Below are 26,928 nucleotides of genomic sequence, written 5' to 3'. Positions count from 1 at the left end.
GGACATGAGCGGGAAGGTCGCGATCGTGACGGGCGGCGCCGGCGGGATCGGCCGCGCCACCGCCGCGCTGTTCCGCCGGCACGGCGCGCGGGTGGCGCTGTTCGACCGGGACGAGGCCGCCCTGGCCGCGGCCGCCCGCGGTGAGATGGGCGACGACGCGGGCACGATCACGGCCGTCGTGGACGTCACCGACGCCGCCGCGGCGGCCGCCGCCTGCGCGCGGGTGGAGGAACGGCTCGGCCGGATCGACATCCTCGTCAACGTGGCCGGCGGCGGCCTGCCGCAGACCCTGGGCGCCATGCCGGCCGCCGACTGGGACCGGATCGTCGCGCTGAACCTGAGCGCGCCGTTCTACCTCATCCAGGCCGTCGCGCCGGCGATGCGGCGCGCCGGGGGAGGGGCCGTGGTGACGGTCTCCTCCCTCGCCGCGCTGCAGATCTCGCTCAACAACGGGGCGAGCTACACCGCCGCCAAGTCGGGCGTGCTCGGCCTCACCCGCCACGCGGCCTTCGAGCTGGCGCGGGACGGCATCCGCGTGAACGCGGTGCTTCCGGGCCCGATCATGACGCCGCAGATGAACGCGAAGATCGACGACGCGACGCGCGCGGCGATCCCGCGCAAGGTGCCGCTCGGGCGCTGGCTGACGCCGGAGGAGGTCGCCGCGCCGATCCTGTTCCTCTGCTCCGACGCGGCCTCGGGCTGCACGGGCACGCATCTCGTGGTGGACGGGGGGCTGCACATCGGCTCGCCCACCGACGCGGCGACCTACTTCGCGCGCCGGGACGGCTGACGGCGTCAGCCGGCGGGCGGCGGGTAGGGACCCTTGTAGCCGAGCGCGCGGCTGAGGAGCCCGGCCTGCTCCGTCAGCAGCGACGCGAGGGACGGTTCCTGCGCGGCCTCGAAGCGCATCTGCGGGATGGTCAGGCACAGGCTTCCGACCACCCGGCCCCCGGTCGCGAGCACCGGCGCGCCGAGGCCGACGGCGCCGGGGATCTTCTCGCCCCAGGAGACGGCGTGTCCCCGGGCGCGGGTGGCCTGCAGGTCGGCCCGCAGCGTCTCGGGCGCGGGCGCCGGGCGGCCGTCGGCCGGCGAGGGCGTGCCGAGGGCGATGGCCGCGTCCCGCTCCGCGTCCGGCAGGAAGGCGAGCACCGAGCGGCCGGTCGCCCCCCAGAGAAGGCTGTGCGCGGCGTAGATGCCGAGCTCGTAGCGCAGGGGATGGGAGGAGTTGATGCCCTCCAGCACGCTGACCTGGTGCGTGGCGGGAAGGTGCACGACGAAGAGGCAGGCCTCGTTGCAGCCGTCTACCACCGCCTGCACGAAGGGGCGCGCGATGGTCTTCAGGCTGGAGCCCGTGGCGATGAGGGAGCTGATCCGGACCAGCTCCCCCCCGACCCCGTAGCGGCGGGAGGCGGGATCGTGCTGGACGATGCCCTCGGCGATCAGGAGCTGCAGCAGGCGGTGGACGGTGCTCGCCGGAAGCCGCAGCCGGTCCGAGATCTGGGTGACGGTCACCTCGCCGCCCGCCTCCGCCAGGACGCGCAGCAGCCGCACGACGCGCGTCACCGTGCCGGTCGATGAGCCAGTCGTCCCTGCGTCGGTCGTGTCGGGCATGCTCGCCGGTCCCCTGGAGGCGCGGAAAGCCACCGTGGATGCGATAGGAGAAAGCCTCCCGGCGTTCAAGTTTCCGGCGGCGCGGACTTGCCCCGCACGGTCACGCCGGCCCAGGCCTCGAAGTGGCGGACGAGCTCGGAGTAGTCCTGGTCCGGCGCGCCCCGCGCGACGCCGTAGTTCCAGAGCGTGGAGACGTGGTCGCCGACGAAGGTGGGCATCCCCAGCGAGCGGCCGAGCTCGCGGTAGAGGTCGATGTCCTTCGTCCCGATCGCCAGCGGCCCGCCGTAGTCGAAGCGGCGCGTGAGCACGGCCCGCGGGAACTTGTCCGCCGTCGCCGAGTTGCGGCCGGTCCCGGCGTTGACGACCTCCAGCAGGAGGTCCGCGTCCAGGCCCGCCTTCACGCCGAGGACGATCGCCTCGCAGGCCGCGAGCATGCCCGCGAAGGAGATGAGGTTGTTCACGAGCTTGGCGACCTGGGCGAGCCCGGGCGCGTCGCCCACCACGAGGACGCGGCGGGCGAGGTCCGGGAGGACGGGATCGAGCCGCGCCCGCGCCGCGGGCGATGCCGCGAGGATGGTGGTGAGGTTGCCCTCCGCCGCCCAGGCCGGGCCGCCGCTCACGGGCATGTCCGCCAGCTCGATGCCCGTGCCCTCCAGGCCGCGGGCGATGGCGGAGACGGTCGGCTGCCCGATGGTGGAGGCCTCGACATAGACCCGGACGTCGGCGCCGAGCGCGACGCCCTCCTCGCCCAGCGCGACCGCCAGGCTTGCCTCGGGCGAGGGCAGGCAGGCGAAGACGATGCTCGCCTGGTCGGCGACCGCGCGGGGCGTGGGCGCCCGCTCGGCCCCGCCCGCGAGGAGCGGGGCAAGCGCCGCCGCGTCGGGGTCGCAGACGACCAGGGCGTGGCCCTTGCCGAGCAGCCGCGCCGCCATGGCGCCGCCCATGTGCCCGCAGCCGATGAAGCCGATCCTCTCCGCTGGCATGGCCGCCTCAGTCGAGAAGGATGCGGCCGCCGCGGGTGAGCACCCGCCCGTCCACGGCGATCTCGGGCGCGCTGATCACCCCCTCCAGCCGGAGGCGGGCGTGGCAGGTGCCGCCGAGGGCGATCGTGTCGCCGATGCCGATATGGGCGGTGCCGTACTTCTTCTTGTCCGTGCGCATGCTGCCCGTCGGCGTCACCTTGGGGTTGAGGCCGATGGCCACCTCGGCGGGCGCGTTCAGGTTGTTGGGGTCCTCGTGCTTGCGGAGGATGCCGTTCCAGATCTCCGCCTCCCGCCCGCCCTCGATGGCGGTGACCATGCCCTTGCGGATGGTGAGCCGGAGCGGCTCCGCGATGCGGCCGACGGAGTGGGCCGTGAGGTCGAAGACCACCGTGCCCTCCCCGGTGCCCTCCACGGGGCAGACATGGGCCTCGCCGTCCGGGAATGCGCAGCCGCCGCCGCCGTCCGGGCGCAGGCGCAGGGGCAGGCCCGCGATAGAGCGGCCGGGGCGCCCCTGGATGCCCGCGGTCAGGTCGGTGCCGTTGTCGCAGCGCACCCGCACCGTCTCGCCCGCGGTGAAGATCGCGGCCAGCTTCCCGCCGAGGGCGTTGATGGCGTGGTAGTCGGCCGAGGCCGGCCCGTCCGGCGCCAGCATCGCCGGCGTCAGCTCCTCCATAAGGATGAAGCGCTGGCCGCGGTCCACCAGCGCGTCGGTGATCGGCGCGTGCGCCATCGCGGTGCTCGTCAGGTAGATGCAGAGGTCCACGTCGTCGCCCAGGGCCGCCCGGCGGATGGGCGCGACGGGGTCGGTGGCGTGCGTCTCGCGCGGGCTCATGATCGTGACGACCGGCTCGATCCCCATCTCCCGCGCGGCGGTGGAGAGGCCCTGCCAGAGGATCGGGTCCATGGCGGTGTCGGTAATGATGAGGATCCGGTCGCCGGCCTTCGCGTTCAGCTCCAGCGGCGTGCGGAGCATCCGCGTGATCTCGGCCAGCTCGGCCATGGGCGTCCTCTCCCCCGCTGACGCGACGCGCGGCGCTTGCCGCGAGCGTCGCATTTTCCGTTCATCGGAAACGCGTTCCAACTCTAGGATGAGCCCGTGCCAAGGGCAAGGCGCGGCAGCACCCGCTGATCGATGGTGGAGGGGCAAGGGATGAACGGGCCCTACCGCGGAGCGGGGAACGCAAGATCGTTGACACCCGGGTGCGCCGATCCCTAGCATCGCGTCAAACAGTGCACTGTATCGCTACACGGACATCCGGGCGATGCCGACAGCACGAGCCCCGCTCACCGCGACGGGCAAGCCCGGAGGAACCGCGCCTTGCAGATCTCCCTCGTCCAAGCGCCTCCTGCGGCCCGCCTCCCCGTGCCGGAGCCGGGGCTGACCGCGCACGAGCTTCTCCAGCGCGCGATCTCGCTGCGCCCGATGCTGCGCGAGCGCCAGGCCGAGCACGAGGAACTCGGCACCTACGCTGACGACGTGCACGAGACCTTCGAGCGGATGGGCTTCTACCGCATCACCCAGCCGCGGATGTTCGGTGGCTACGAGTTCCCGCCCTCGGTCTTCTTCCGCACCATGCTGGAGGTTTCCCGCGGCGATCCCGGCGTCGGCTGGTGCCTGACGCTCGCGGCCTCGCACGCTTTCCTGCTTGCCTCCCACTGGCCCGAGCGGGCGCAGCGGGAGATCTTCGGCCCGGATGGGCACTTCATCGCGCCGCACCGCGCGCAGCCGCTCGGCACCGCGACGGCCGTGCCGGGCGGCTACCGGGTGGAGGGGCGCTGGAACTACTCCTCCGGCGTCCCGCACGCGACGCACTTCATCGGCACGGCCACGCTCCAGGCCGAGGGGGAGGCGCCCGCGCCGGTGCTGGTCGTGGTGCCCCGCGCCGAGTGCACGATCGTGCCGGACTGGGGCGGGGACGAGATCCTGGGCCTGCGCTCCTCGGGCTCCAACACGGTGGTCGTGGAGGGCACGGTCATCCCCGCGCACCACGTCGTGCCGTTCAACGCGCAGTTCTGCCGGCCGGACGAGATGGTGGACGGCACGCCGGGCACGCGGCTGCACGGCAACCCGATGTATCTCGGCCGGATCATGGGGCTCTACCACGCCTCGCTCGTCTCCGTCGTGATCGGCGCGGCCTGGGCGGCGATCGACGAGTACGAGGCGATCATCTCCCGCTTCAAGATGCCGACGGACGCGAGCCTGCTGCGGGCGGACCATCACGACTCCCAGCGCGCGCTCGGCCTCGCCATCGCGCGCGCGGACGCGGCGGAGGCGATCCTCGTCCGCACGCTCGACCGCTACATGGAGCTCTGCGAGCGCTGGGCCGCGGACGGCACGCCGATCAGCGTGGAGGAGAACCTGCGGCTGCGCGGGGTGCTGCAGCAGGCCGGCGCCATGGGGTCCGACGTCGTGGAGCCGCTGATGCGGTCCGCCGGCGCCTTCACGACGAAGAAGGGCAACCGGCTGCAGCGCTACTTCCGGGACGTGACGATGTACCGCACCCACAGCTCGGCCCAGCAGGAGGAGTTCGCGACCTTCGTCGGGCGCGCGCATCTCGGCCGTCCCATCGGCATGCGCGGCCTGTAGGGGAGCGCGCCGTGGACGGCGTGACGCCCCCGCCGCCGCCGGTTCTGGCCAGCGAGGGGTTCTTCTGGGTCGGCGTGCAGCACCAGGCGCTGCCGCACGGGACCGGCGCCGCCGGCCAGATGTACGTGAGATTCCAGGTGCCCGCCGACCGGCGCCACGCCCTTCCCCTGGTGATGGTGCATGGCGGCGGGGGGCAGGGCCTGGACTACCTGGGGACGCCCGACGGGCGCCCGGGCTGGGCCTCCTTCTTCCTGCGCCGGGGCCACGCCGTCTATGTCGTGGACCGCACCGCCCACGGCCGCTCCCCGGCCCATCCCGACCTGCACGGCAAGCCGGGGATGCCGCCCTCCTACGAGGCGATGATCCGCCGCTTCGTGGCGCCCGAGACCGAGCCGGACGCCTACCCGCAGGCCCGGCTGCACAACCAGTGGCCCGGCGGCGCGGCGATCGGCGACCCCGTGCTGGACCAGTTCCTGGCGGGGCAGGGGCCGCCGATCGACGACCTCGCCCGCGTCCACGCGGGCATGCGGCGCGGCGCGGCCGCCCTGCTGGACCGGATCGGCCCGGCCGTCCTCATGACCCATTCCGCCGGCAGCCCCTTTGGCTGGCTGGTCGCCGACGAGCGGCCCGCCCTGGTGCGCGCCATCGTGGCGGTGGAGCCCCAGGGGCCGGCCTTCACCGAGGGGCCGGGCGGGATGCTGAGCTGGGGGCTGACCGCCTCACCCATGACCTACGACCCGCCGGCCGCCGCGCCGGAGGAGCTGGCCCGGGCCTTGCGGCCGGCGCCGAGCCCCGAACTGCGCGACTGCTGGGTGCAGGCTGAGCCCGCACGGCAACTGCCGAACCTCCGGGCGGTGCCCATCGCGGTGGTGACCGCCGAAGCGTCGTGGAAAGCGCAGATCGACCACGGTACCGTGGACTTCCTGCGGCAGGCCGGCGCGACCGTGGAGCACCTCCGGCTGGAGGAGCACGGGCTGCACGGCAACGGGCACATGATGATGCTGGAGCGCAACAGCGACGAGGTGGCCGCGCTGCTGGCCGATTGGATCGAGCGGACGACGAGTTGAGGCGACCGCCAGGGCGGATCAACCGCCCGGCGACCGGTTGGGGAGGGAGAGGATGGTGTTCTCGGTAACGCGCCGGGCCCTGGTGGGCGCGGTTCCGGCCACGGCCCTGGCGGGGCTGGGCCGGCCAGGGGTCGCCGTCGCGCAGAAGCTCGACCGGCCGGCGCGGCTGGTCGTGAACTTCTCGGCCGGCGGCGTGATGGACACGGTCGCGCGCCTCTACGCCGATCGCCTCCGCGGCCTCTACGCCCCGCAGGTCATCGTGGACAACCGGCCGGGCGCCGCCGCGCGGATCGGCGTCGAGCTGGTGAAGGCCGCCCCGCCGGATGGGCTGACCGTGCTCATGACGCCCGAGACGATGATGGTGCTCTACCCCTACATCTACACGCGGACGCTGCGCTACGACCCGACCCGCGACTTCATCCCGGTGACGGGGCTCTCCTCCTTCGGCTTCACCTGGATCGTGGACGCGAACCACCCGGCGAAGACCCTCGCCGAGTTCGTCGATTGGGCGAGGAAGCAGCCGGAGGTGGACTTCGCGACGCCCGCCGCGGGCTCCCTGCCGCACTTCGTCTCCGTCATGATGGCGCGGACGCTCGGCATCCGCCTCAACCACGTGCCCTACCGCGAGATGTCCATGGCCTTTGCCGACCTCAACGGCGGCCGGATCTCGGCCTACATGTCCGTCATCGGGACGGCCGCGGAGCAGCACCGCTCGGGGCGCGTGCGGGCGCTGGCCGTCACCATGCCCGAGCGCGTCTCCACCTTGCCGGACGTGCCGACCTTCGCGGAGCTGGGCCACCCGCAGCTCACCGCCGACGAGTGGTACGGGATCTTCCTTCCCGCGGGCACGCCGGACGGCGTCGTGCGGTCGCTGCACGGCGCGATCGGCGAGGTCGCCTCCACGGCCGAGATGCGCGTGGCCCTGGCGAGGGTCGAGCAGTACCCCGTGAGCACGACGCCCACCGAGTACGCCGCCCGCCTGCGCTCGGAGCGCGAGCGCTGGGGGCCGGTGGTGCGGGAGTCCGGCTACGAGGTGGGGGAATGAGCCCGGCCGCCCCGGCGGCGCGCTCCCAGCGGATCAGAGGTTGGAATGATTGAGACGGACGTGTTGATCATCGGCAGCGGCCCGGCGGGTTCGGCGGCGGCGCTCGCGCTCAGCACCTACGGCATACGCAACGTGCTGGTGACGAAGTACCGCTGGCTGGCCGACACGCCCCGCGCCCACATCACGAACCAGCGCACGATGGAGATCCTGCGCGACCTCGGCGTGGAGGCGGAGGTGACGGCGTTGGCGACGCCGCAGGACTGGATGGGCAACACCGTCTTCTGCACGAGCCTGGCCGGCGAGGAGCTGGGGCGCATCCGCACCTGGGGCACCCACCCGCAGCGCCGCGCGGACTACGACCAGGCGAGCCCTTCGGCCATGTGCGACATGCCGCAGCACCTGATGGAGCCGATCCTGCTCGGCAAGGCCTGCGCCCGCGGCACGCGCGCGCGGTTCGACACCGAGTACCTGTCGCTGACCCAGGACAGCGAGGGCGTGACCGCCCGGGTGCGCGACCGCCTCGACGGGCGCGAGTACGACATCCGCGCGAAGTACCTCATCGGCGCCGATGGCGGACGCTCCAAGGTGGCCGAGGACATCGGCCTGCCGATGGAGGGCCGCATGGGCGTGGCCGGCAGCATGAACATCGTCTTCAAGGCTGACCTGTCCCGCTACGTCGCGCACCGCCCGAGCGTGCTCTACTGGGTGCTGCAGCCGGGATCGAACATCGGCGGCATCGGCATGGGCCTGGTCCGCATGGTGCGGCCATGGAACGAGTGGCTGATCGTCTGGGGCTATGACATCAACCAGCCGCCGCCCGAGGTGGACGACGCCCTGGCGAAGGAGGTGGCGCACAAGCTGATCGGCGACGAGACAGTGCCGATCGAGGTCACCTCCACCTCCGTCTGGACGGTGAACAACATGTTCGCCACGCGCTACGCCGAGGGCCGGGTCTTCTGCATGGGCGACGCCGTGCACCGCCACCCGCCCTCCAACGGGCTCGGCTCCAACACCTCCATCCAGGACGCCTACAATCTCGCCTGGAAGCTCGCCCTCGTGCTCCGCGGCCAGGCCGACCCCTCGCTGCTCGAGAGCTACGACGCCGAGCGGGCGCCAATCGGCCGGCAGATCGTCACCCGCGCCAACCGCAGCATCGAGGAGTTCGGCCCCATCTTCGGGGCGCTCGGCCTGCTCGACGACCGGGGCTTCGCGCAGATGCGCGCCAACATGGAGGCGCGGAAGGCCGCGACCCCAGAGGCCGCCGCCCAGCGCGAGGCGCTGCGCCAGGCCATCGCCCACAAGGACTACGAGTTCAACGCGCACGGCGTGGAGATGAACCAGCGCTACGCCTCGGCCGCCGTGGTGCCGGACGGCACGCCGGAACCGGCCTGGGCGCGCGACCCCGAGCTCTACTACCACCCGACCACCTGGCCCGGCGCGCGGCTGCCGCATGTCTGGCTGTCCCGCGGCGGCCAGCAGGTCTCCACGCTCGACCTCGCGGGCAAGGGCCGCTTCTCCCTCCTGACCGGCATCAACGGCGGCGCCTGGAAGGCCGCCGCGGAGGCGCTGACGCGGGAGACCGGCGTGGACGTCGAGGTCTTCGTCATTGGCCCTGGCCAGGCCTACGAGGATGTCTTCGGCGACTGGGCGACGATCCGGGACGTGACGGAGAGCGGCTGCGTCCTCGTCCGCCCCGACATGCACGTCGCCTGGCGCGCGCCGGATGCGAGCCACCTGGACGCGCTGGGCCACGCGCTTCGCGCCGTTCTCGGGCGCGCGGACGCCGTGCCGGCCAGCCGCGCCGCCGAGTAGCGCGGCCGGGCGCCGGCCTCAGGCCGGCAGCCCGGCGGAGGCCGCGATCGCCGCGCGGCAGCCCAGCAGCTGCTCCCGCAGCTCGCCGAAGCGCGCCTCGAAGCGGGAGGTCGGCAGGAGGATTGAAAGGGCGTAGCGCGTGCCGGCGGCGTCGATCAGCCGCGCGGCGAGGGCGGAGATACCCATCGCCGTGCCCTCCTGGTCCACGGCGAAGCCGGAGCCCGCCGCCTCCTGGATCTCGGCGAGAAGGGCGTCCGGCGCCGTCACCGTGCGCGACGTCCGGGCCTCCAGCGGCTCGTGCAGCAGGGCGCGGATCGATGGCAGGGGCAGGCCGGCGAGCAGGACCTTGCCCTCGGCGCTGCTGTGCAGGGGCCAGGTGGAGCCGATGCTGGCGGTGAGGCGGATCGCCTGGGTCGGCGGCGTGAAGACCGCGATGACGACCACCTTGCCCTCCTGCAGGACCGTCATCGCGGCGGACTCCTGCGTCGCCCAGGCCAGGCGCTCCAGGTGGGGGCGCGCGAGGCTCACGAGGTCGACGCGGATGGAGGCGGCCAGCCGGGCGATCAGCGCCCCCAGGCGCACGCCGCCCTGCAACGGGTCGATGATCGCCAGCCCCTCCGCGCAGAGGGCGTCCACGATCCGCTGGATGGTCGGCCGCGGCAGCCCGGTGATCGCGGCGATCTGGCCGAGGCTGAGGCCGGCCTGCTGGCCCTCCAGCGCGCGCAGCACCGCGGTCGCCCGGGAGATGAGCTGCATGCCCGTTCTCGCCCTCGGCGGGGCAGGGGGCGATGCCGGGCCGGGCTTTCCTGTCATGGCAAGCCGCATCGCAGGCTTCCCGCTCCTTGTGAAGTCCATCCTCCGACGCCGGCCCACTCGCATCGGCGGACCATGCCTTTCGCCCATGGACCGCTTCCAAGCACGCCATGGGGCGCGCACGTCAACGGACGCGTTATCCGACTTCGCCGCTCCCGCGATTGAACGGTCGTGTTTCCGGGGCGCACTCTTCCGGACGGCACGGCACCACGTCGAACTGCAGGGGGAGGAAACGATGCGTCGCAGGAGCTTGGCCCTTGCAACCCTCGGCGCCATCGGAACGGCCACCGCCCTGGGGGCCCAGGAAAGCTGGCCGGTGCGCGTTGTTCGTCTCGTGGTGCCGCAGGCGCCGGGCAGCCCGATCGAGATCCCGACCCGCATCGTCGGCGAGCGCCTCAGCCGGAGCCTGGGCGCGAACTTCATCGTCGAGAACCGGCCGGGTGCCGGTGGCGGGCTGGGCTCGCAATACGTGGCCCAGCAGCCGGCGGACGGATCGGTGTTCCTGGCGACCAGCGCCGGCCTCTCCATCGTGCCCACGCTGCAGCCGGCCCTGAACTTCGATCCGATCCGCGACCTCGATCCCGTCAGCCTGCTGTGCGACGTGCCGTCGGGGCTACTGGTCCGCAACGCCTCCCCCTTCGCCTCGCTTGCCCAGTTGCTCGTCCACGCCAGGGCCAATCCAGGGAGGCTGACCTACGCCTCCGGCGGCGTCGGCTCGGCCAACCACCTCGCCGGGGCGCTGTTCGCCGCCCTGGCCGGGGTGCGGATGACGCATATCCCCTACCGCGGGGTCAGTCAGGCGGTGAACGCCGTCTACGCGGGTGACGTGTCGCTCATCTTCGGCTCCACCCTGGAACTGCTTCAGCACGTGCGCCAGGGCCAGGCCCGGATCCTCGGTGTCACCATGCCGGAGCGGGTCCCGGCCCTTCCCCAGGTGCCCGCGATCGCCGAGCAGGTGCCGGGCTACGCCGCGCCGAACTGGTTCTGCCTGATGGCGCCCAAGGGATTGCCGGACCGCCTGCTGCGTCGCGTCACGGCGGAGCTCGCTGCCCTCCGCGACGCACCCGACCTGCAGGCCCGAATGGCCGACGGCGCCGCGACGGCGCGGCTGGACGGCCCTGGCCCCTTGGCCGCGCGCCTCGCCGAGGAGGTACCGAAATGGCGCAAGCTCGTGGCCGATGCCGGCATCACGCCGGACTGAGCGGTTCCTGGCGTGAACACGCGACGCCACTGGCTGCGCCTGCCACCCGCCCTCCCGGCTTTGGCCTGGAGCGGAAGCGCTCCAACGCGGCAAGCCAGGCCCACCGTCCACCGCCTTGCCCAAGGCGGCTCATTCCGGCTTCAGCCCGGCCACGGCGATCGCCTGACGGGCCTTCGCCATCTCACCTTGCAGGAAGGCCGCGACGCCCGGCGTGGTGAGTTCGGCCGGTGTCGGCGGATCGGCCCCGAAGGAGGCGAGGCGGGACCGCACCTCGGGATCCGCGGCGGCCTCGGCGAGCGCGGCTTGCAAGGCCTGCAACACCGCCTCGGGCGTGCCCGCCGGGGCAAAGAGGCCCACGAAGGAGGCGGCCAGGAAATCCTGAAGACCCTGCTCGATGAAGGTCGCCACCTCCGGCACCTGGGGCGAGCGCGCGGGCGAGGCCACGCCGAGGATGCGCCCGCGCCCGTCCCGCTGCAGGTCCAGCACGCTCGGCAACTCGATCAACAGGCCGTCGACGTTGCCGGCCACGAAGTCTGGCAAGGTGGAGCCGCCGCCGCGATAGGGCACGTGCACGAGGTTCGCCTTGGTGGCCGCCTTGAACAACTCCAGCGGCAGGTGGTTGGCCCCGCCCACGCCGGAGGTGCCGATCGTGACGCCCGACGCCCGCTCCTTCGAGAAGGCGACGAGTTCGGCCAGGTTCCTGACCGGGAGCCCGGGCCGCACGACGATGACCATGGGCACCTGCCCCAGCAGCGCGACGGGCACGAGGTCCGCGATGGGGTCGTAGCGCGGTGCGGCCGTCAGCAGCGGGCCGTTGATGATGGAACCTGGGCTGCCGATCAGGAGGGTGTAGCCGTCGGGGCGGGACCGGATGACGGCCTCGGTGCCGATCGCCCCCGTGGCACCGCTGCGGTTCTCCACCACGATCGGCTGGCCGAGGCGCGACGCGATCCGCGCCGCGAAGAGACGGGCCGTGACGTCGCTGTTGCCGCCAGCGGCAAAGGGCACGATGAAGCGGATGGGCCGGCTGGGCCAGGCGCCGGCAGGGCCTGTCTGCGCTCCAGCGCCATGCGGCAGGAAGGGCAACGCCGCGGCGGCTGCCAGCAGCCCGCGCCGGCCTGCGATGAGCGGGTTCATCATCGTTCCTCCCTTCGGGCGGCGCCCACTCTCCCGGCGAGCCTTGCCGCTTCAATGCGTCGGTGAGGCGGTCACACCCAATAGGGCGGGAAGCCGGACGACTTCGCCTCCGCCTCCAGCAGCCGCAGCATCGCGTGCCATTCCAGCACGCCGTAGGGTCGACGCGCGCCGGGCTGGTAAAGATGCGCGGTGCGTTCCAGCACCTCGGCCGAGGGAAGGGTGAGATCGGCCCGGGCCGCCATCGCATCCACCTGCGCCCGGCAGGACATCTCGAGCTGGTACATGGTGTTGAAGGCCTGCTGGATCGTCGCCCCGCAGGTCAGCAGCCCGTGGTTGCGCATCACCATGGCGTCGTGCGGGCCGAGATCGCGCACGATCCGCTCGCGCTCCGACAGGTCGATCGCCGGCCCCTCGTAGTCATGGTAACCCAGGTGGCCGACGAAGCGAATGGCCGTCTGGTTCAGCGGCAGCAGCCCCTCCTTCATGGCGGCCACCGCCATGCCCGCCCGGGTATGGGTGTGGAGCACCGCCGAGACTTCCGGCCGCGCCTTGTGGATGGCGCCGTGGATCACGTAGCCGGACTTGTTGATCCCGTAGTCGGTGTCCGGCTTCCAGATGATGTTTCCCTCGACATCGATCTTCGCGAGGCTGGTCGCTGTGATCTCCTTGTAGATCAGCCCGTAGAGGTTGATCAGGAGGTGATCGGTGCCGGGAATACGAAGCGTGATGTGGTTGTAGATCATGTCCGTCATGCCGTAGGCCTCGACCAGCCGGTAGCAGGCCGCGAGATCAAGGCGCGCCTGCCACTCCACCTCGCTCACCTGATCGCGGATCGAGGGCCAGTCCGTGCCGAAGCGCGGTGCCGCGTTGTCCATTCCTGCTTGCTCCCCATCCCGGCGCCTGGGCCCGGCGTCTGCTTGATCTTCGGGTGGCATGGCCCATGGGTCCTGCCAAGCTGCCGTCAGCTTCAGCGCGAACTTGCCCGAAAGCAATGTCAACGTGCGGTGGGCGCGGCGCTCAGACGATTCAAAGCCTTCGCCAGGGATGCTCGGCCTGGCGAGGGTGCACCGGCACGGCACACTCATGACCTTGAACCGGAAAACGCAAACGGGTGTGCCGGCTGTACCGCCGCGACGGGCTGAACCCGCCGCGAAGGCAGTCACGACCCCGCGCTGGACGGAACAGGAGGTGGCCACGCGGGCAAACCGGCATCCGTGATCGACTTCGTCTCGGACACGCTGTGAGGCGGCAAGGGAAGGCCTCCCGACCTCACGGTGCGGCAGGGTGATGCATCCAACCCAATCAGCTACAGTAGTCGGTCGGCCGCCCCCGTGCTTGCGCGTTCGATGAGGTCCCAACCAACGGCGAGTTGCCGCGGGGCGCCACCCGCGATCCGCGCAAGGATGGTTTCGGCGGTGAGCCGGCCGATGGCCTCACGGGAGGGTCGGATGGTGGTGAGAGGAGGCGCCATGTAGGCGCTGGCTTCTGAATCGCCGAACCCGACCACGCCACAATCGTTCGGAACGCGGCGTGCCCGGCTGCCGAGGGCACGCAGCACGCCGAAGGCCACCGCGTCGCTATTGCAGGCGACGCCGTCGATGTCGGGGTGCCGATCGAGCAACTCGTGCAGCAGCCGTTCGCCGAGCCGCGGGTCGCCTGGTTCGGGTAGGGTGTGCAGGACGGGCCGCCCGACCTGTGCTCCGGCCGCCATAAATCCCTCGGCCCGCTTGCGCGCCCTGGCGTCCTCGGCGCGAAGACTGCCGAGGAAAGCCAGGCGGCGATAGCCGCGGGCGATGAGGTGCCCGCCCTGCGCACGCCCGATCGCGACATGGTCCATCCCAACAACGGAGTCGATGAAGGCTCCGCCCGCGTCCCACATCTCGACCACCGGCGTTCCCGAGGCGCGTAGGAGCTCCGCCGCGCGCGGGTGATGGTCAAGGCCGATGATCGCCATGGCGGCCGGGCGCCAGCTGAGGAAATCGCGCACGATCTGCAGCTCCTGATCCTGATCGTAGCGCGAGTTCCCGAGCATCACCTGCAGCCCGTGGTCCGCCAGGCCCGTCTGCAACGCGTCCACGACGGCCGCGAACTCGGAGTAGAAAAGAGAGGTGACGACGACCCCGACGACGTTCGAGCGCGTCCGCACAAGGCCGCCGGCAAGGCGGTTGGGAACGTAGTCTGCCTCGTTCAGCGCCGCCTCGATCCGCTTCCGGAGCTCCGGCCGCACCGTCTGCGGTGCGCGCAGGGCGCGCGAGACGGTGTTCAGCGAGACACCCACGCGGCTCGCGACGGAGGCGAGCGTCGCGCGGGGCCGGGCGCCACTGTCCCCTTTGCCCTCGCCGGCTTCGGCCATCGCTGCCCCTTCTCCTAAAAAACTCGGCCAAGGCTAAGGTGGCCGGCCCTGAAAGTGAGCGTTGCGTTAACCTTAACTGTATGGAAGGCTGCGACCCAGCGAGCAAGAACAACATGCGGCGCCGTGAGCGCCGTGGGGAAAGGCGTCCGGCCATGAGCAGGTTGCGGCCGAAGCAGGCGAGCGCACCCGGCAACGGGCGGCCGGCGTGGAACGGCGCGCGCGCTCATGGCTGATAAGCCCAACATCATCCTCATCATGACGGACCAGCAGCGCTACGACTCCATTGCCGCGCTGGGCTTTCCCCATGTGTCGACGCCGAACCTGGACCGGATGGTGGCGGAGGGCGTCACCCTGACGGAGTGCCACATCACCGCGCCGAGCTGCGTGCCGTCGCGGGCGAGCCTCTTCACCGGCTACTATCCCCACACGACCGGCGTGCTCGCCAACGGGCAGGAATGGCAGCACACCTGGGTGGAGCGGCTGCGCGACGCCGGCTACCGCTGCGTCAACGTCGGAAAGATGCACACCATACCCTATGAGTCGGATTCCGGCTTCCACGAGCGCTACGTCGTGGAGAACAAGGACCGCTACATGGAGGGCCGCTGGTACTTCGACGAGTGGGACAAGGCGCTTGCCGCGCACGGCCTCGTCAAGCAGCAGCGGGAGGAGTACCGCAAGCGCCCGGACTACCGGACGCGGCTCGGGGCCTTCGATTGGGAGCTGCCCGAGGCGCTCCACTCCGACGCCTTCGTCGGCAACATGGCGCGGTGGTGGGTCAACACCTACCCGCCCACCGAGCCGCTGTTCCTGCAGGTCGGCTTCCCCGGGCCGCACCCACCCTTCGACCCGCCGGCCCGCTATTCCGAGCCCTACCTCCGCGCGAACGACCTGCCGCTGCCGAGCCCCGCCCGGGCGGAGCTCGACGGCCTGCATCCCGCGCTGAAGGAGAAGCGCCGGCACGACGTCGAGGTCGACCACGACAGCGTCGCCTGGAGCCTCGATCCCACGCCCGACCAGATGCACCGGCTCTGGGCGCATTACCTCGGCAACGTCACGCTCATCGACGAGAAGATCGGCGAGCTGCTCTCGGCGCTGCGGGAGCGCGGCTACCTCGAGGACGCCGTGGTGATCTTCACCTCGGACCACGGGGAATGCCTTGGCGACCACGGGCTGATCCAGAAGTGGTCGATGTACGACGTGGTGACGCGCGTGCCGACCATCCTCTGGTCCACCGCCGGCCGCTTCCCCGGCGGGCGCCGCGTGGAGGGCCAGTGCCAGCTCTTCGACCTCGGGCCGACCATCCTGGAGCTCGCCGGCCTCACCCCGCCCGCGGATTTCGAGGCGCGCAGCCTCCTGCCGGCGCTCGAGGGAAAGGAGTGGACCCCGCGGACCCACGTCTTCTGCGAGCAGGCGGGCGACGTGGCGCTCGGCGGCGTCGAGTTCATCACGGGCGTGCGCAGCGACGGCTGGAAGCTCGTCCACTTCAAGGGATCGGCGGAGGGGCAGCTCTTCGACCTCGCGCGCGACCCCGGCGAGGTCGACAACCTCTGGAACGACCCGGCGCATCTCGACAAGCGCCGCGAGTTGCTGGACGTCATCCGCGAGTGGCTGATCGACTCGAACCTCCGCACGCGCGACCTGCACGCGAGGAGCCGGTGAGCGCCTTGCTGGAAGCGGGCGCGGCAGTGGCTCCTGCCACCGAGGAAATGGCGTGGATTCCGGGTGGGGTCTTCCGGATGGGTTCAGACCGCCACTACCCGGAGGAGGGCCCGGCCCACCGCCTTCGCGTGAGCGGCTTCTGGATGGATCGCACGCCCGTGACGAACCGCCGGTTCGCCGCCTTCGTGCGGGCGACCGGGTACCGGACCGTGGCCGAGCAGGTGCCGGACCCCGCGCTCTACCCCGGCGCCGACCCTGGCATGCTCCAGCCGGGCTCGCTCGTCTTTCGCGCGCCGGGCCGGACCGGGGGCCACGGGTGGCACTTCGTGCCCGGCGCCAGCTGGCACCGGCCGCAGGGGGAGGGGGAGATCGGCGACGACCTCCTCGACCATCCCGTCGTCCAGGTCGCCCATGCCGACGCCGCCGCCTATGCCGCCTGGGCCGGCAAGAGCCTGCCGACGGAAGCGGAGTGGGAGTTCGCCGCGCGCGGCGGGCTCGAGGGGCAGGAATACGCCTGGGGCGACGAGTTCGCGCCCGGCGGGCGGCGCATGGCCCGGACCTGGATGGGGAATTTCCCCGTCATCAGCGCGGGGCCCGACGCCTACGGCACCGCGGCGGTCGGCGGCTACCCCGCCAACGGCTACGGCCTCGTCGACATGATCGGGAATGTCTGGGAGTGGACGGAGGATTTCTGGACCGCCCGCCACCCCGCCGAGGCCGCGAAGCCCTGCTGCATCCCCGCCGATCCGCGGGCGGGCGACGAGGAGGCCAGCCTCGACGGGCATCAGCCCGGGATCCGCATCCCGCGCCGGGTTCTCAAGGGCGGGTCCCATCTCTGCGCCCCGAACCACTGCCGCCGCTACCGGCCGGCGGCGCGCCACCCGCAGATGGTCGACAGCGCCACCACCCATGTCGGCTTCCGCTGCGTCCGGCGCGAGGCGCCGGCGGGAGGGCGGGGATGAGCGCGGCGCCCGACGTCACGCCCGGGGGAGCGGCACCCTCGCGCGCCTCCTGGATGCCGGGCGCCACCATGCTCGCGCTCAACATCCTCGCCGTGCTGCTCGGCCTCGGCGCCTGGGCGCTTGTCACCGCGGAGGGGGTCGTCGGACTGCCCGGGCCGGGCGCGGTGCTCTCCGCGGCCATCACCCTTGCGCGCAACGGCCAGCTCCTCTCCGACGCTCTGGCGAGCCTCGCGCGCGTGCTGACCGGCTTCCTGCTCGGCGTGCTCGTCGCCATCCCCGTCGGATTCCTGATGGGCTGGTACAAGGTCGCGCGCGGCCTGATCGAACCCTATGTGCAGTTCTTCCGCACCATCCCGCCGCTCGCCGTCATCCCGCTCGCGATCGTCACCATGGGGATCGGCGAGACGCCGAAGATCTTCGTCATCTTCCTCGCCGCCTTCCTCTCGAGCGTCGTCGCGACCTTCCAGGGCGTGGTCAGCGTGGACCGCACGCTCATCAACGCCGCGCGCGTGCTAGGGGCGAAGGACGCGACGATCTTCCGCCGCGTGGTCATCCCGGCCTCCACGCCCTTCATCATGGTGGGCGTGCGGATCGGCCTCGGCTCCTCCTGGGCCACCGTGGTCGCGGCGGAGCTGATCGCGGCGCAGTCCGGCCTCGGCTTCCGGATGCAGCAGGCCCAGCTCTACTACGACCTCCCGACGATCTTCGTGAGCCTGATCGCCATCGGCGTGCTCGGGCTTCTGATGGACCGGATCATCATCGCGGCCGACCGCGTCCTGACCGCCTGGCAGGAGAAGGCATGACGCCCCGGATCTCCTTCCAGAACGTCTCGCGCCGCTTCGAGCTCGGCGGCGGCGGGGAGTTCCTCGCTCTCGATCGCTTCTCGCTCGAGGTGGGGGAGGGCGAGTTCATCACGGTCGTCGGCCCTTCCGGATGCGGCAAGTCCACCGCCATGAACATTGCGGCCGGCCTTCTCCGCCCCACCGCCGGGCGCGTGCTGGTGGACGGCGCCGCGGTGGAGGGCCCCGGGCCGGAACGGGGCGTCATCTTCCAGCAATACGCGCTCTTCCCCTGGCTCACGGTGCGCGAGAACGTCGAGTTCGGCCTGCGGGTGGCGGGCATGCCTGGCAAGCGTCGCCGGGAAATCGCGGATCGCTTCATCGGGCTCGTCGGCCTGACGGACTTCGCGGAGGCCCTTCCTAAGACGCTCTCGGGCGGGATGAAGCAGCGCTGCGCCATCGCCCGGGCCTACGCGGTCGATCCCAAGATCCTGCTGATGGACGAGCCCTTCGGCGCCCTGGACGCGCTGACGCGGGTGACGCTGCAGGACCAGCTGCTGCGGACCTGGAGCCAGGAACGGCGCACGGTCATGTTCATCACCCACGACGTCGACGAGGCCGTCTATCTGGGTGGCCGTGTCATCGTCATGGCGGCGCGGCCCGGCCGGCTCTATAAGGTCATTCCGGTCGACCTTCCCTATCCGCGAACCGAGGAGATGCGCCTCTCCACGGCGTTCGCGGCGCTGCGCAACGAGGTCTGGCGCTCCGTCTATCACCCCGAGGCGGCCTGACCTTGCCCGGCCAGAGCACCCGCGCGGGAGGCAGACGAAACGGCACGAACAACGGGAGAGAAACCATGCTGACGCGACGCAACCTGACGACGGCGGCGGGTGCCCTGGCCCTCGCGGCACCGTCCCTCCGCACGGCGCGCGCCGCGGGGAAGCCGGCGACGATCGGCTATATCGCCGACTACCCCAACGCGAGCGTCATCGCCATCGCGAACGACCAGAAGTACTGGGACGCCGAGGGGCTCGCGGCGGACGCGAAGGTCTTCACCAACGGTCCCATCCAGATCCAGGCCATGGGCGCCGGCAGCCTCAACTTCGGCACCATCGGGCCCGGCGCCCTGTGGCTGCCCGCCAGCGGCCGCGCGAAGGTCATCGGCGTCAACGACATCGGCTTCAGCGACCGCGTCATCGCCCAGGGAGGCATCGGCTCCATCGCCGACCTCAAGGGCAAGAAGGTGGGCGTGCCGCAGGGCACCTCGGGCGACATGATCCTGCGCCTCGGCCTGGCGCGCGCCGGCCTCTCCATCTCGGACATCCAACTCGTGCCGATGGACCCGAGCACGGTCGTCGCCGCCTTCTCCTCCCGGCAGATCGACGCCGCCGGCATCTGGTACCCGCTGATCGACGTGATCAAGGCGCGCGTGCCCGACATGAAGGAGCTGGTGGCGAACAGCGACTTCTACCCCGAGACCTCCTTCATCAACGCCTTCGTCGCCAGGAACGAGATCGTTCAACAGGACCCGGACCTGGTGCGGCGCTTCCTGCGCGTGATGAAGAAGTCTCTGGACTATCGCATCGCCAACTTCGAGCGCTCCATCAAGCTGACGACCTCCTTCCTCGGCGCGCCGCCCGCGATCACCGCCAATGTCGCGCGCAGCCGAAAGCTGCTCTCCAGCGCGGAACTCGACCGCTTCACCGAGGACGGCACGGTGAACCGCTGGCTCGAGGGGTTCAACACGATGTTCAAGACCTTCGGCGTCCTGGCCGATCCCCTGCCGGCCGAGAGGTTCTACGAAGCAAAGCTCTTCACCTCGGCCTGATACCGGTTTCTCCTCAGGAAGGGTCGCGCAAGGTCCCGGCTTGCCGCAGCAAGTCGGTTGATGGGGGGGTCATGGCGGCGCCTCTCGGCAAGGGGTAGGCTTAGACGTCACGCCGCCGTCGTCGCTGCTCGAAGAACCACCCTTGCCCTCTCCGTCCGCGCTTCTGGCGGCGACATAGAGGTGATCGCCGATAGTGGGGGCGCCGTGGCTTCCGAGCCGGTGTGGTTGAGCGGATCGCCCAGAGGGGGAAGATTCTACGAAGCTGCGGACGCAGACCGACACGGACCGGGACCAGCAGGGCTGAACGCGCCGACAGTGCCAGCAAGGAACGGCGCGACCCCACTACGTCAGCCCCGCATCGACAACGAACTGCGCCCCCGTGCAGCCCGCCGCTTCGTCCGAAGCGAGGAACAGCGCCACGGCCGCGACATGGCCCGGATCCAGTCGGATTTTAAGCGCTTGGGACGCCATGAACTCGGCCTCCATCTCCGGCGTGCGCCAAAGGGCAAGCTGGCGCTCGGTCATGATGGCGCCCGGGACAATGCAGTTCACCCGTACGCCAGCGTCACCAAGTTCCCGCGCCAGGGTCTTCGTGAGGCCGACCACCGCAGCCTTCGCAGTGGTGTATCCGACCAAGCCAGGCCGCCCCTTTATCCAGGAAGTGGAACTGAACAGGATCACGGAGCCGCGCCCACGCGCCCGCATCCCGCGCACCACGGCCTGGGTGGCGAAGAATTGGTGGTCCAGGTTAATGGCCAGCCGGTCGCGCCAGTAGGCTGGCTCCACCTCATCCATCGCGTGGCGCTGGTCATTCGCGGCGTTGTTCACCAGCACGTCGATGGCGCCATGGGCCCCCTCGATGGCCTGCACCGTGCTGCGAATGGCGGTGACGTCGCGCAGGTCGCAGTGATGGTAGGTCGCGCCCGGCAGCTGCGCGACGAGCGCGCGGCCGGCGTCATCCTGGATGTCGACGACATGCACGGCGCAACCCTGCCCGGCAAAGGCATTCGCCATGGCGCTGCCGATGCCGCTTGCCCCACCGGTTACCAGCACATGCCGACCGCCGAGGCTGCGATAGGTGACAGGAATGTCGGACGCCTGTTCCGGGTTCTTCATCGCGCTCAGCCCTTCCGCATCATCGCCTCAGCGAACACCGCTCGCTTAGCCTCGCTGGCAGCGGCGGGCGCAGTCATCAGGTTCGATCCGCCGTGTAAGGCAGGGCGATCGGCGTTTCGGAACACGCTCGCGAGGCGTCGATCGTCCTTCGCCGCCCGGCAACCGGTTGGCGACCCTGTGTGAACGGTTCTGACCGGCCGGCCGGGGAGGGCACGATCAACCGGATCGAGCGCTCAAGCCAATCGGCGCGCGTTGGCTGTCGCAAGCATCGTACCCTCCATGCCGCAGATCTTAGCGGATAGCCAATTCGTTTGTTCGACACCGCTCGAGATCCTCGCCATAGCGATGCAGAAGGTGCGCCTTCGCTACGATCACAACGACGCGCAGGGCCTCCTCGCCGTCGCGCCCGCAAACCCATCCGGCTTCATCGCTTCGACGAGGGCAGGCTCCTCAAGGACTTGGACCATGCCGACCCAGGATAGGCGCCGGGGCGATGCCTCCGCGCATCAGTTGAGGGTGATGCCGGCGTCCCGGATCACGGCGCCCCAGCGCGCGCGTTCGGCGCGCAGGAAGGCGGTGAACGCCGCCGTGCCGCGGAAGCGCACGTCCGCGCCCTGGGCGGCCAGCGCCTGTCTCACCTCCGGTTCCTGCAGGGCGGCCTCCACGGCTCGCTCTAGCGCCTCGACGATCGCGGGCGGCGTGCCCGTCCGGGTGACGAGGCCTTGCCAGCCATAGACGATGAAGTCCGGCAGCCCGGCCTCGGTCGCCGTCGCCAGATCGGGCAGGATGGAGCGCCGCTGTTCCGCGGTGATGGCGAGCAGCCGGACCTGCCCTGCCTCCACGAGGGGCCGCAGGACGTTGTAGGCATCGATCATCATCTGGATGCGCCCGGTCGCCAGGTCCTGCAAGGCGGGCGCGCTGCCACGGTAGGGGACATGGATGATCTCCGTGCCCGCGCGGCGGTTGAAGAGCTCCAGCGCAAGGTGGGAAGGGCCGCCGGAGCCGCCCGAGCCGGCGTTCAGCTCGCCCGGGCGCGCCTTAGCATGGTCGATGAACTCGCGGAGCGTCCGCACCGGCAGGCGGCTGTGCACGGCGACGACGAGCGGCACCTCCACCACCTGGGCGATCGGAAGGAGGTCGCGGACAGTGTCGAAGCGCAGATGCGGGTAGAGGGCGTTGGTGACGGCGAGGTTGCCGACATTGCCGAAGAAGAGCGTGTTGCCGTCGGCGGGTTCCTGGAACAGCGCTTCCATCGCCAGGTTGCCGTTGGCGCCGCCGCGATTCTCGATGACGAAGGGCTGGCCGAGACGGGCGGCCGCGCGCGGTAGGACGATGCGGCCAACGATGTCCACTCCTCCGCCCGGCGGGAAGCCGATCAGCACGCGCACGGGACGGCTGGGCCAGGTTTCGACGCCTTGGGCCCGAGCCCCGGAACCGAAAGCCGGAGATGCCAAGGAAAGGGCGAGCGTGGCGAGGTGGCGCCGGGTGGACGTCATTCGTTTCCTCTTCCGTCAGCCCAATGTTCGCCAGCGTCCTGCCCACGCGGTCAGGTGGCGGTACCTTGCGTGCTGGCTGGAGGCGAGATGGAGCCAGAATCGTAGCGTTGCAACGAGGCGTGTCAATGCGCGTGAACCCCCGCACCGCTCAGGTGCTGCGGCGCTGCGCCGGCTGGAAGCCGACGTCGACCGTGCGGGAATAGGCCGTCGGCCCTCGCTCGGTCAGACGCTCCTGGAACAACCGCCCGACCTCGCGCCCGATTGTCTCGCCGGGCGGGCGAATGGTCGTCAGCAGCGGCACGCAGGAGGCGCTAAAGCCAGGGTCGTCGAAGTCCACCACCGCCAGCTCGACCGGCACCTCGATACCGCGCCGCTGGCACTCGAAAATCGCGCCCAGCGCCATCAGGTCGTTCGAGCAGGGGAGATTGACCCAATTCGCATCGTAGCGCTACGAAACCGGTTGGGACTGCCGCCCGTCGGCAAGACGAGGAGCATCGCCGCATGGACCGGCCCGCGCGCCCGAACATCCTCTTCATCATCACGGACCAGCAGCGCTTCGACACGATCGCCGCGGCAGGGTTTGACTACATGACGACCCCTCAACTCGACCGGCTGGCGAAGGAGGGCGTCCTTTTCACGCGGATGTACGTCACCGCCCCCTCCTGCGCGCCGTCGCGCGCCAGCCTCTTCACCGGCCTCTATCCCCACACCAACGGCGTGTTCCGCAACGACGAGCGATGGACCCACACCTGGGTGCGGCAGCTGGCGGAGGCCGGCTATCGTTGCGTGAACGTGGGCAAGATGCACACCCACCCCTTTGAAGATTCCTTCGGCTTTCACGAGCGCCACGTCGTGGAGAACAAGGACCGCGCCACGCCCCGGCTGCCCTACTTCCTGGACAGCTGGGACAAGGCCTTCTTCGCGCACGGGCTGGAGAAGCCGAGCCGCCTCACCTACGCCCGCCGGGAGGACTACCGTGAACGGCTCGGCGCCTTCGTGTGGGAATTGCCGGAGCACCTGCATTCCGACAACTTCGTCCCTAACCTCGCCGCGCACTGGATCGACACCTGGCGCGGGACGGGTCCCTTCTTCCTCGAGATCGGCATTCCCGGCCCGCACCCGCCCTACGACCCCACGCCGGACGTGCTGGAAACCTACAAGGGCCGCGATCTGCCAAAGCCGATCGGGGACCGCGCCGACATCGAAGGGCAGCCAAGCGCGCTGCGTAAGCTGCGCGAGCAACATCTAGCGGTGGACCATGACGCGGTGGTGCACCTGGACGAGCCGACGCCGGAGCAGACGCAGCGCCAGCGTGAGCACTACTTCGCGAACGTGACGATGATCGACCGGCAGGTCGGCCACCTGATGGAGGCGTTGGAACGGCGCGGCGTGTTGCAGGACACCGTCATCGTCTTCACCTCGGATCATGGCGACTGCCTCAACGACCATGGCCACAGCCAGAAGTGGACGATGTACGAGCCGTCCGTCCGCGTCCCCGCCATCGTCTGGGCACCGGGCCGGGTGACGGCCGGGCGACGGGTGGACGACCTCGTCTCGCTGTTCGACCTCGGGCCGACCGTCCTGGAGCTCGCGGGGCTAGAGGCGCCGCGCTGGATGGAGGCGCGCTCGCTGCTGCCGTACCTGACGGATGCTCCGACGGAGCCTCGCCCCCATGTCTTCGCCGAGCACGCCGGCGACCGCATTCTCAGCGGTACCGAGTTCATGACGATGATCCGGGACGATCGCTGGAAGCTCGTCCACTTCGTGGACAGCGAGGAGGGCCAGCTTTTCGACATGCAGGCTGATCCGCAGGAGTTGCGAAACCTCTGGGACGACGGGGAGCACGAGCCGGTCCGCCGGGCGCTCATCAACGAGATCCTGAAATGGCGTATTCGCAGCAGCCTCAGGACGCAGGGTTGGACGGAGGCCATCGATCGGGGTCGGCACGCTGGTTGACGTCGCGCTTCACGACGATGCGGTGGCGAGGCTACGCCGGTCGGTGAGCGCAGGACCTAGCGGGACTGCCGAAGAAGTCGGAAGAACGACCCCCGACGCGACGCTACAAAGGTCGCGCGGGCACCTCTCTCTCAATCAGCGGCAAAGCAAGGCGGCAGCGCACACCATCGGGGCTGAGCTCCATCCGCGCTTCCCCGCCGAGCTGGTAGGGGACCGTGCGTTCGATGACCCTTCGCCCGAAGCGGCGGGCCGAAGGGTCGGGTGGCATGGCGACCCCCTGCTCGCGCCATTCGATGACGAGGCGCCTGATCCGCCCTTCATCCTCCAGCCACCAGACCACGGCCAGCTGGCCCGCGGATTGGGCGATGGCGCCGTGCTTGGCGGCGTTCACGGCCAGTTCGTGGAGGGCAAGCGCCAGCGGCTGCACGACCTGCCCCGGCAGGTTTACCTTGGGTCCCGTCACCTCGGCTTTCCCCGCCTCCCCTCCGCCGAGCGCCCGTAGTTCCGCTTCGACAAGGTCGCGGAGCGGGACGGCCCAGGCCCCGGTGCGGGCGAGGAAGCCCTGCACCCGTCCCATGGCGGCGAGGCGCGCTCCGAAATCGTCCCGCTCGGGGGTGGCGGGCAGGCTGTGCTGCGCCATCGTCCTCACCACCGCCAGGAGGTTGCGCGTGCGGTGCTGCACCTCGAGGAGAAGGGTGCACTGCTCACCCTGCAGGCGCCGGAGGTCCTCCACGTCGGCACTCACCCCCACCCACTCGGGTGGACGCTCCTCCTGCACGGGTTCGACGCCGCCTCGCACCTGGTCGCAGCGGCTCTGGTGCAGGCGCCAGGCGCCGTCCGAGGCGCGAAGGATGCGGTGCTCGATCTCGAAGTGCCCGCTCGCTTCCGCCTGGGCCCAGGCCTTGCCGGCGGCCTCCCGGTCATCGGGGTGGATCGCCGCCAGCCATCCCTGGCCGCGGCTCTCCTCCGCCGTCTGGCCGGTGTAGGAGAGCCAGTTGGGTGAGGCCCAGACCCACTGCCCACCGGCCCGCGAACGCCACACAAGGTTCGGAATGGTATCGGCCAGCGCCCGGAAGCGGGCCGCTGCTCGGAGGCCGGTCTCCGCCGCCGCGTCACCGCCAGCGTCCAGGCCTGCCGCGGCGAGGAGCGACCGCAGGCGCGCGTTCTCCGCCTCGAGCACCGCCACGCGGCGTTCAGCCCAGCCCTTCTCCCCGGGGTCGCTCATGCATCTCTGTCCAGAGGTGTGCCTCGGCTCCTGGCCACGGGAAGAAACGCCCTTGCCATGGGCCGGTCCCGCCGTAACGGAACCGGCTCATAACAGTGCCGGTGAGGGATGGAAGTTGCTCCGGGGCGGGAAGGAAAGCCGGTGGTGTCATCGTCGTCGTGGCTCCGGACGGCTTTCGGAAGGCCTCCCGTGAGCCGGCCCCGTTTCGAAGGCCAGGACCGCGGCGCGCAAGGCCCGGACCAACCATCACCGCGGATCACTCGATGGAGGCCGATCAAATCCAGCGGCGGGCTCCGAAGGCGGACGAAGGCGGAAGCGCGTTAATCGCCTTGGATGTTGGCCTCGCGTGCGACCCGGGCCCAGCGGCCCACCTCCGAGGCGACCAGGGCCGCGTAGTCCTGGCGGCTCAGGCTGTTCGGGCCCGCGCCGAAGTCGAGCAGGCGCTCCTGCGCCTCCGGCAGGGCCAGGCCGCTGGCCAGGCTGTCGTGCAGCGCGTCGGCCGCCGCCGCGGGCATGCCCGCGGGCCCGGACAGGCCGAACCAGTTGGTTGCCACGAGGCTCGTCAGGCCGAACTCGCGCACGCTGGGCACCTCCGGCCAGCGCTGGGCGCGCTCGGGCGTCGTGACCGCGAGCATGCGGAGCCGGTCGTTGCGGCCCACATCGGGCACGGCGGCGATCAGCCCGTCGATCTGCCCGCCGAGAATATCCGCCACCGCCGGCGCGGAGCCGCGGTAGGGCGCGTGCAGGATCGTGACGCCCGCCGCCCGGTTCAGCAGCTCCAGCTTGACGTGGCTCGAGGTGCCGATCCCGGTGGAGCCAAAGCGGACGGTGCCGGCGAGCGCGCGGGCGATCAGGTCGGGCAGGGTGCGGATCGGCCCGTCCGCCGCCACGACGATGGCGCTGGGCACGGCGGCGATGAGGCCGATATGCGTGAAGTCCCGCACCGAATCATAGGCGATGTGCCGCGACACCGCCGGCCCGATGGCCTGGGACGCGATGTTCGAGAGCACCACGACATGCCCGTCCGGCGCGGATTTCGCGACAATCTCGCTGCCGATCGCGCCCCCCGCGCCGCCGCGGTTCTCGACCACCACGGGCTGCCCCAGGGCCGGCTCCATCCCGCGCGCGGCCAGGCGGCCCAGGAGGTCCGTGGTGCCGCCGGGGGTGAAGGGCACCACCAGCCGCACCGGCCGGCTCGGGCGCCAGCCGGTCTGGGCCGCGGCTCCGGCCGCGAGCGGGATCGCGGCGGCGACAAGGGCACGGCGGGGGAGGGGCATCGGTGGCGATCCGGCTGGGGT

The 26,928-nt window shown here is 71.0% G+C and carries 24 protein-coding genes; 12 read left to right on the top strand and 12 right to left on the bottom strand.

Annotated features, from left to right (window positions below):
* The first annotated feature begins 4 nt into the window (after positions 1–4).
* Entirely contained in the window at positions 5–790 is a 786-nt protein-coding gene (locus tag EAH89_RS08510) for an SDR family NAD(P)-dependent oxidoreductase (RefSeq protein WP_161993515.1), read from the top strand.
* A 5-nt stretch (positions 791–795) separates the two neighbouring features.
* Here the strand turns inward: EAH89_RS08510 and EAH89_RS08505 are convergent, their stop codons facing one another.
* The 3 genes from EAH89_RS08505 to EAH89_RS08495 all read right to left on the bottom strand — a co-directional run bounded on the left by EAH89_RS08505 (position 796) and on the right by EAH89_RS08495 (position 3,594).
* A complete protein-coding gene (locus tag EAH89_RS08505) occupies positions 796–1,611 on the bottom strand; it encodes an IclR family transcriptional regulator (RefSeq protein ID WP_140882372.1) in 816 nt (271 codons plus the stop codon).
* 65 nt (positions 1,612–1,676) lie between these two features.
* A complete protein-coding gene (locus EAH89_RS08500) occupies positions 1,677–2,594 on the bottom strand; it encodes an NAD(P)-dependent oxidoreductase (RefSeq protein ID WP_140882371.1) in 918 nt (305 codons plus the stop codon).
* A 7-nt stretch (positions 2,595–2,601) separates the two neighbouring features.
* Complete coding sequence (locus EAH89_RS08495) at positions 2,602–3,594, bottom strand: aminopeptidase (protein WP_140882370.1); 993 nt, start codon at positions 3,592–3,594, stop codon at positions 2,602–2,604.
* Positions 3,595–3,912: 318 nt separating this feature from the next.
* Here EAH89_RS08495 and EAH89_RS08490 point away from each other — a divergent pair, with 318 nt between their 5' ends.
* From EAH89_RS08490 to EAH89_RS08475, 4 genes are read left to right on the top strand one after another with little or no spacing between them, the layout of a single operon-like run.
* Positions 3,913–5,181, top strand: coding sequence for an acyl-CoA dehydrogenase family protein (locus EAH89_RS08490; RefSeq protein WP_140882369.1), 1,269 nt, complete (start codon positions 3,913–3,915; stop codon positions 5,179–5,181).
* A gap of 11 nt (positions 5,182–5,192) precedes the next feature.
* Complete coding sequence (locus EAH89_RS08485; protein ID WP_140882368.1) at positions 5,193–6,248, top strand: alpha/beta hydrolase; 1,056 nt, start codon at positions 5,193–5,195, stop codon at positions 6,246–6,248.
* 52 nt (positions 6,249–6,300) lie between these two features.
* A complete protein-coding gene (locus EAH89_RS08480) occupies positions 6,301–7,293 on the top strand; it encodes a Bug family tripartite tricarboxylate transporter substrate binding protein (RefSeq protein ID WP_140882367.1) in 993 nt (330 codons plus the stop codon).
* Between the two features lie 45 nt (positions 7,294–7,338).
* Entirely contained in the window at positions 7,339–9,105 is a 1,767-nt protein-coding gene (locus EAH89_RS08475) for an FAD-dependent oxidoreductase (protein WP_140882366.1), read from the top strand.
* A gap of 18 nt (positions 9,106–9,123) precedes the next feature.
* On the opposite strand, the gene EAH89_RS31135 is transcribed toward EAH89_RS08475, so the two are convergent.
* The gene (locus EAH89_RS31135) at positions 9,124–9,861 is read right to left on the bottom strand and encodes an IclR family transcriptional regulator (RefSeq protein ID WP_161993514.1); all 738 of its coding nucleotides are present in this window, start codon (positions 9,859–9,861) and stop codon (positions 9,124–9,126) included.
* A gap of 373 nt (positions 9,862–10,234) precedes the next feature.
* On the opposite strand from EAH89_RS31135, the gene EAH89_RS31130 reads away from it, so the two are divergent.
* Complete coding sequence (locus tag EAH89_RS31130) at positions 10,235–11,119, top strand: Bug family tripartite tricarboxylate transporter substrate binding protein (protein ID WP_161993513.1); 885 nt, start codon at positions 10,235–10,237, stop codon at positions 11,117–11,119.
* Between the two features lie 129 nt (positions 11,120–11,248).
* On the opposite strand, the gene EAH89_RS08460 is transcribed toward EAH89_RS31130, so the two are convergent.
* The 3 genes from EAH89_RS08460 to EAH89_RS08450 form a co-directional block, all read right to left on the bottom strand.
* Positions 11,249–12,256 (bottom strand): Bug family tripartite tricarboxylate transporter substrate binding protein, encoded by a 1,008-nt coding sequence (locus tag EAH89_RS08460; protein WP_161993512.1) that lies wholly within the window; start codon positions 12,254–12,256, stop codon positions 11,249–11,251.
* Between the two features lie 71 nt (positions 12,257–12,327).
* Complete coding sequence (locus EAH89_RS08455) at positions 12,328–13,131, bottom strand: class II aldolase/adducin family protein (protein ID WP_140882363.1); 804 nt, start codon at positions 13,129–13,131, stop codon at positions 12,328–12,330.
* 431 nt (positions 13,132–13,562) lie between these two features.
* Positions 13,563–14,609 (bottom strand): LacI family DNA-binding transcriptional regulator, encoded by a 1,047-nt coding sequence (locus tag EAH89_RS08450; protein WP_140882362.1) that lies wholly within the window; start codon positions 14,607–14,609, stop codon positions 13,563–13,565.
* Positions 14,610–14,834: 225 nt separating this feature from the next.
* Here EAH89_RS08450 and EAH89_RS08445 point away from each other — a divergent pair, with 225 nt between their 5' ends.
* From EAH89_RS08445 to EAH89_RS08425, 5 genes are all read left to right on the top strand, one after another.
* Positions 14,835–16,268 carry a sulfatase family protein gene (locus EAH89_RS08445; RefSeq protein ID WP_140882361.1) on the top strand — a complete coding sequence of 478 codons (1,434 nt, stop codon included), beginning with the start codon at positions 14,835–14,837 and terminating at the stop codon, positions 16,266–16,268.
* 47 nt (positions 16,269–16,315) lie between these two features.
* The gene (locus EAH89_RS08440; protein WP_140882360.1) at positions 16,316–17,230 is read left to right on the top strand and encodes a formylglycine-generating enzyme family protein; all 915 of its coding nucleotides are present in this window, start codon (positions 16,316–16,318) and stop codon (positions 17,228–17,230) included.
* On the top strand, positions 17,227–18,033 hold the full coding sequence (locus EAH89_RS08435; RefSeq protein WP_140882359.1) for an ABC transporter permease: 807 nt from the start codon (positions 17,227–17,229) through the stop codon (positions 18,031–18,033). Before EAH89_RS08440 ends, EAH89_RS08435 begins: the two co-directional genes overlap by 4 nt.
* A complete protein-coding gene (locus EAH89_RS08430; protein WP_140882358.1) occupies positions 18,030–18,800 on the top strand; it encodes an ABC transporter ATP-binding protein in 771 nt (256 codons plus the stop codon). Before EAH89_RS08435 ends, EAH89_RS08430 begins: the two co-directional genes overlap by 4 nt.
* A gap of 65 nt (positions 18,801–18,865) precedes the next feature.
* The gene (locus EAH89_RS08425; protein ID WP_140882357.1) at positions 18,866–19,837 is read left to right on the top strand and encodes an aliphatic sulfonate ABC transporter substrate-binding protein; all 972 of its coding nucleotides are present in this window, start codon (positions 18,866–18,868) and stop codon (positions 19,835–19,837) included.
* A gap of 342 nt (positions 19,838–20,179) precedes the next feature.
* Here the strand turns inward: EAH89_RS08425 and EAH89_RS08420 are convergent, their stop codons facing one another.
* The 3 genes from EAH89_RS08420 to EAH89_RS08410 form a co-directional block, all read right to left on the bottom strand.
* Positions 20,180–20,953, bottom strand: a complete 774-nt coding sequence (locus tag EAH89_RS08420; RefSeq protein WP_140882356.1) for an SDR family NAD(P)-dependent oxidoreductase — start codon at positions 20,951–20,953, stop codon at positions 20,180–20,182.
* 506 nt (positions 20,954–21,459) lie between these two features.
* Entirely contained in the window at positions 21,460–22,341 is an 882-nt protein-coding gene (locus tag EAH89_RS08415; RefSeq protein ID WP_161993511.1) for a Bug family tripartite tricarboxylate transporter substrate binding protein, read from the bottom strand.
* Between the two features lie 256 nt (positions 22,342–22,597).
* On the bottom strand, positions 22,598–22,855 hold the full coding sequence (locus EAH89_RS08410; RefSeq protein ID WP_277753789.1) for a substrate-binding domain-containing protein: 258 nt from the start codon (positions 22,853–22,855) through the stop codon (positions 22,598–22,600).
* A 95-nt stretch (positions 22,856–22,950) separates the two neighbouring features.
* On the opposite strand from EAH89_RS08410, the gene EAH89_RS08405 reads away from it, so the two are divergent.
* Entirely contained in the window at positions 22,951–24,405 is a 1,455-nt protein-coding gene (locus EAH89_RS08405) for a sulfatase family protein (protein ID WP_140882353.1), read from the top strand.
* Positions 24,406–24,508: 103 nt separating this feature from the next.
* On the opposite strand, the gene EAH89_RS08400 is transcribed toward EAH89_RS08405, so the two are convergent.
* Positions 24,509–25,630, bottom strand: coding sequence for a sensor histidine kinase (locus EAH89_RS08400; protein WP_140882352.1), 1,122 nt, complete (start codon positions 25,628–25,630; stop codon positions 24,509–24,511).
* A gap of 320 nt (positions 25,631–25,950) precedes the next feature.
* A complete protein-coding gene (locus EAH89_RS08395; protein WP_140882351.1) occupies positions 25,951–26,907 on the bottom strand; it encodes a Bug family tripartite tricarboxylate transporter substrate binding protein in 957 nt (318 codons plus the stop codon).
* Between the last annotated feature and the right edge of the window lie 21 nt (positions 26,908–26,928).

It is taken from the genome of Muricoccus nepalensis (assembly GCF_006438825.1).
GTDB classification, from domain to species: domain Bacteria; phylum Pseudomonadota; class Alphaproteobacteria; order Acetobacterales; family Acetobacteraceae; genus Roseomonas; species Roseomonas nepalensis.
The sequence above is the reverse complement of the archived record's forward strand: the minus strand, read 5'-3'. Positions and strand labels throughout refer to the sequence as shown.

Coding starts and splice junctions, on each gene's coding strand:
- EAH89_RS08405 (WP_140882353.1), top strand. CDS start 22,951: ATGGACCGGCCCGCGCGCCCGAACATCCTCTTCATCATCACGGACCAG.
- EAH89_RS08505 (WP_140882372.1), bottom strand. CDS start 1,611: ATGCCCGACACGACCGACGCAGGGACGACTGGCTCATCGACCGGCACG.
- EAH89_RS08460 (WP_161993512.1), bottom strand. CDS start 12,256: ATGAACCCGCTCATCGCAGGCCGGCGCGGGCTGCTGGCAGCCGCCGCG.
- EAH89_RS08500 (WP_140882371.1), bottom strand. CDS start 2,594: ATGCCAGCGGAGAGGATCGGCTTCATCGGCTGCGGGCACATGGGCGGC.
- EAH89_RS31135 (WP_161993514.1), bottom strand. CDS start 9,861: ATGCAGCTCATCTCCCGGGCGACCGCGGTGCTGCGCGCGCTGGAGGGC.
- EAH89_RS08455 (WP_140882363.1), bottom strand. CDS start 13,131: ATGGACAACGCGGCACCGCGCTTCGGCACGGACTGGCCCTCGATCCGC.
- EAH89_RS08430 (WP_140882358.1), top strand. CDS start 18,030: ATGACGCCCCGGATCTCCTTCCAGAACGTCTCGCGCCGCTTCGAGCTC.
- EAH89_RS08480 (WP_140882367.1), top strand. CDS start 6,301: ATGGTGTTCTCGGTAACGCGCCGGGCCCTGGTGGGCGCGGTTCCGGCC.
- EAH89_RS08435 (WP_140882359.1), top strand. CDS start 17,227: ATGAGCGCGGCGCCCGACGTCACGCCCGGGGGAGCGGCACCCTCGCGC.
- EAH89_RS08400 (WP_140882352.1), bottom strand. CDS start 25,630: ATGAGCGACCCCGGGGAGAAGGGCTGGGCTGAACGCCGCGTGGCGGTG.
- EAH89_RS08445 (WP_140882361.1), top strand. CDS start 14,835: ATGGCTGATAAGCCCAACATCATCCTCATCATGACGGACCAGCAGCGC.
- EAH89_RS08395 (WP_140882351.1), bottom strand. CDS start 26,907: ATGCCCCTCCCCCGCCGTGCCCTTGTCGCCGCCGCGATCCCGCTCGCG.
- EAH89_RS08475 (WP_140882366.1), top strand. CDS start 7,339: ATGATTGAGACGGACGTGTTGATCATCGGCAGCGGCCCGGCGGGTTCG.
- EAH89_RS08495 (WP_140882370.1), bottom strand. CDS start 3,594: ATGGCCGAGCTGGCCGAGATCACGCGGATGCTCCGCACGCCGCTGGAG.
- EAH89_RS08440 (WP_140882360.1), top strand. CDS start 16,316: ATGGCGTGGATTCCGGGTGGGGTCTTCCGGATGGGTTCAGACCGCCAC.
- EAH89_RS08450 (WP_140882362.1), bottom strand. CDS start 14,609: ATGGCCGAAGCCGGCGAGGGCAAAGGGGACAGTGGCGCCCGGCCCCGC.
- EAH89_RS08425 (WP_140882357.1), top strand. CDS start 18,866: ATGCTGACGCGACGCAACCTGACGACGGCGGCGGGTGCCCTGGCCCTC.
- EAH89_RS08420 (WP_140882356.1), bottom strand. CDS start 20,953: ATGAAGAACCCGGAACAGGCGTCCGACATTCCTGTCACCTATCGCAGC.
- EAH89_RS08510 (WP_161993515.1), top strand. CDS start 5: ATGAGCGGGAAGGTCGCGATCGTGACGGGCGGCGCCGGCGGGATCGGC.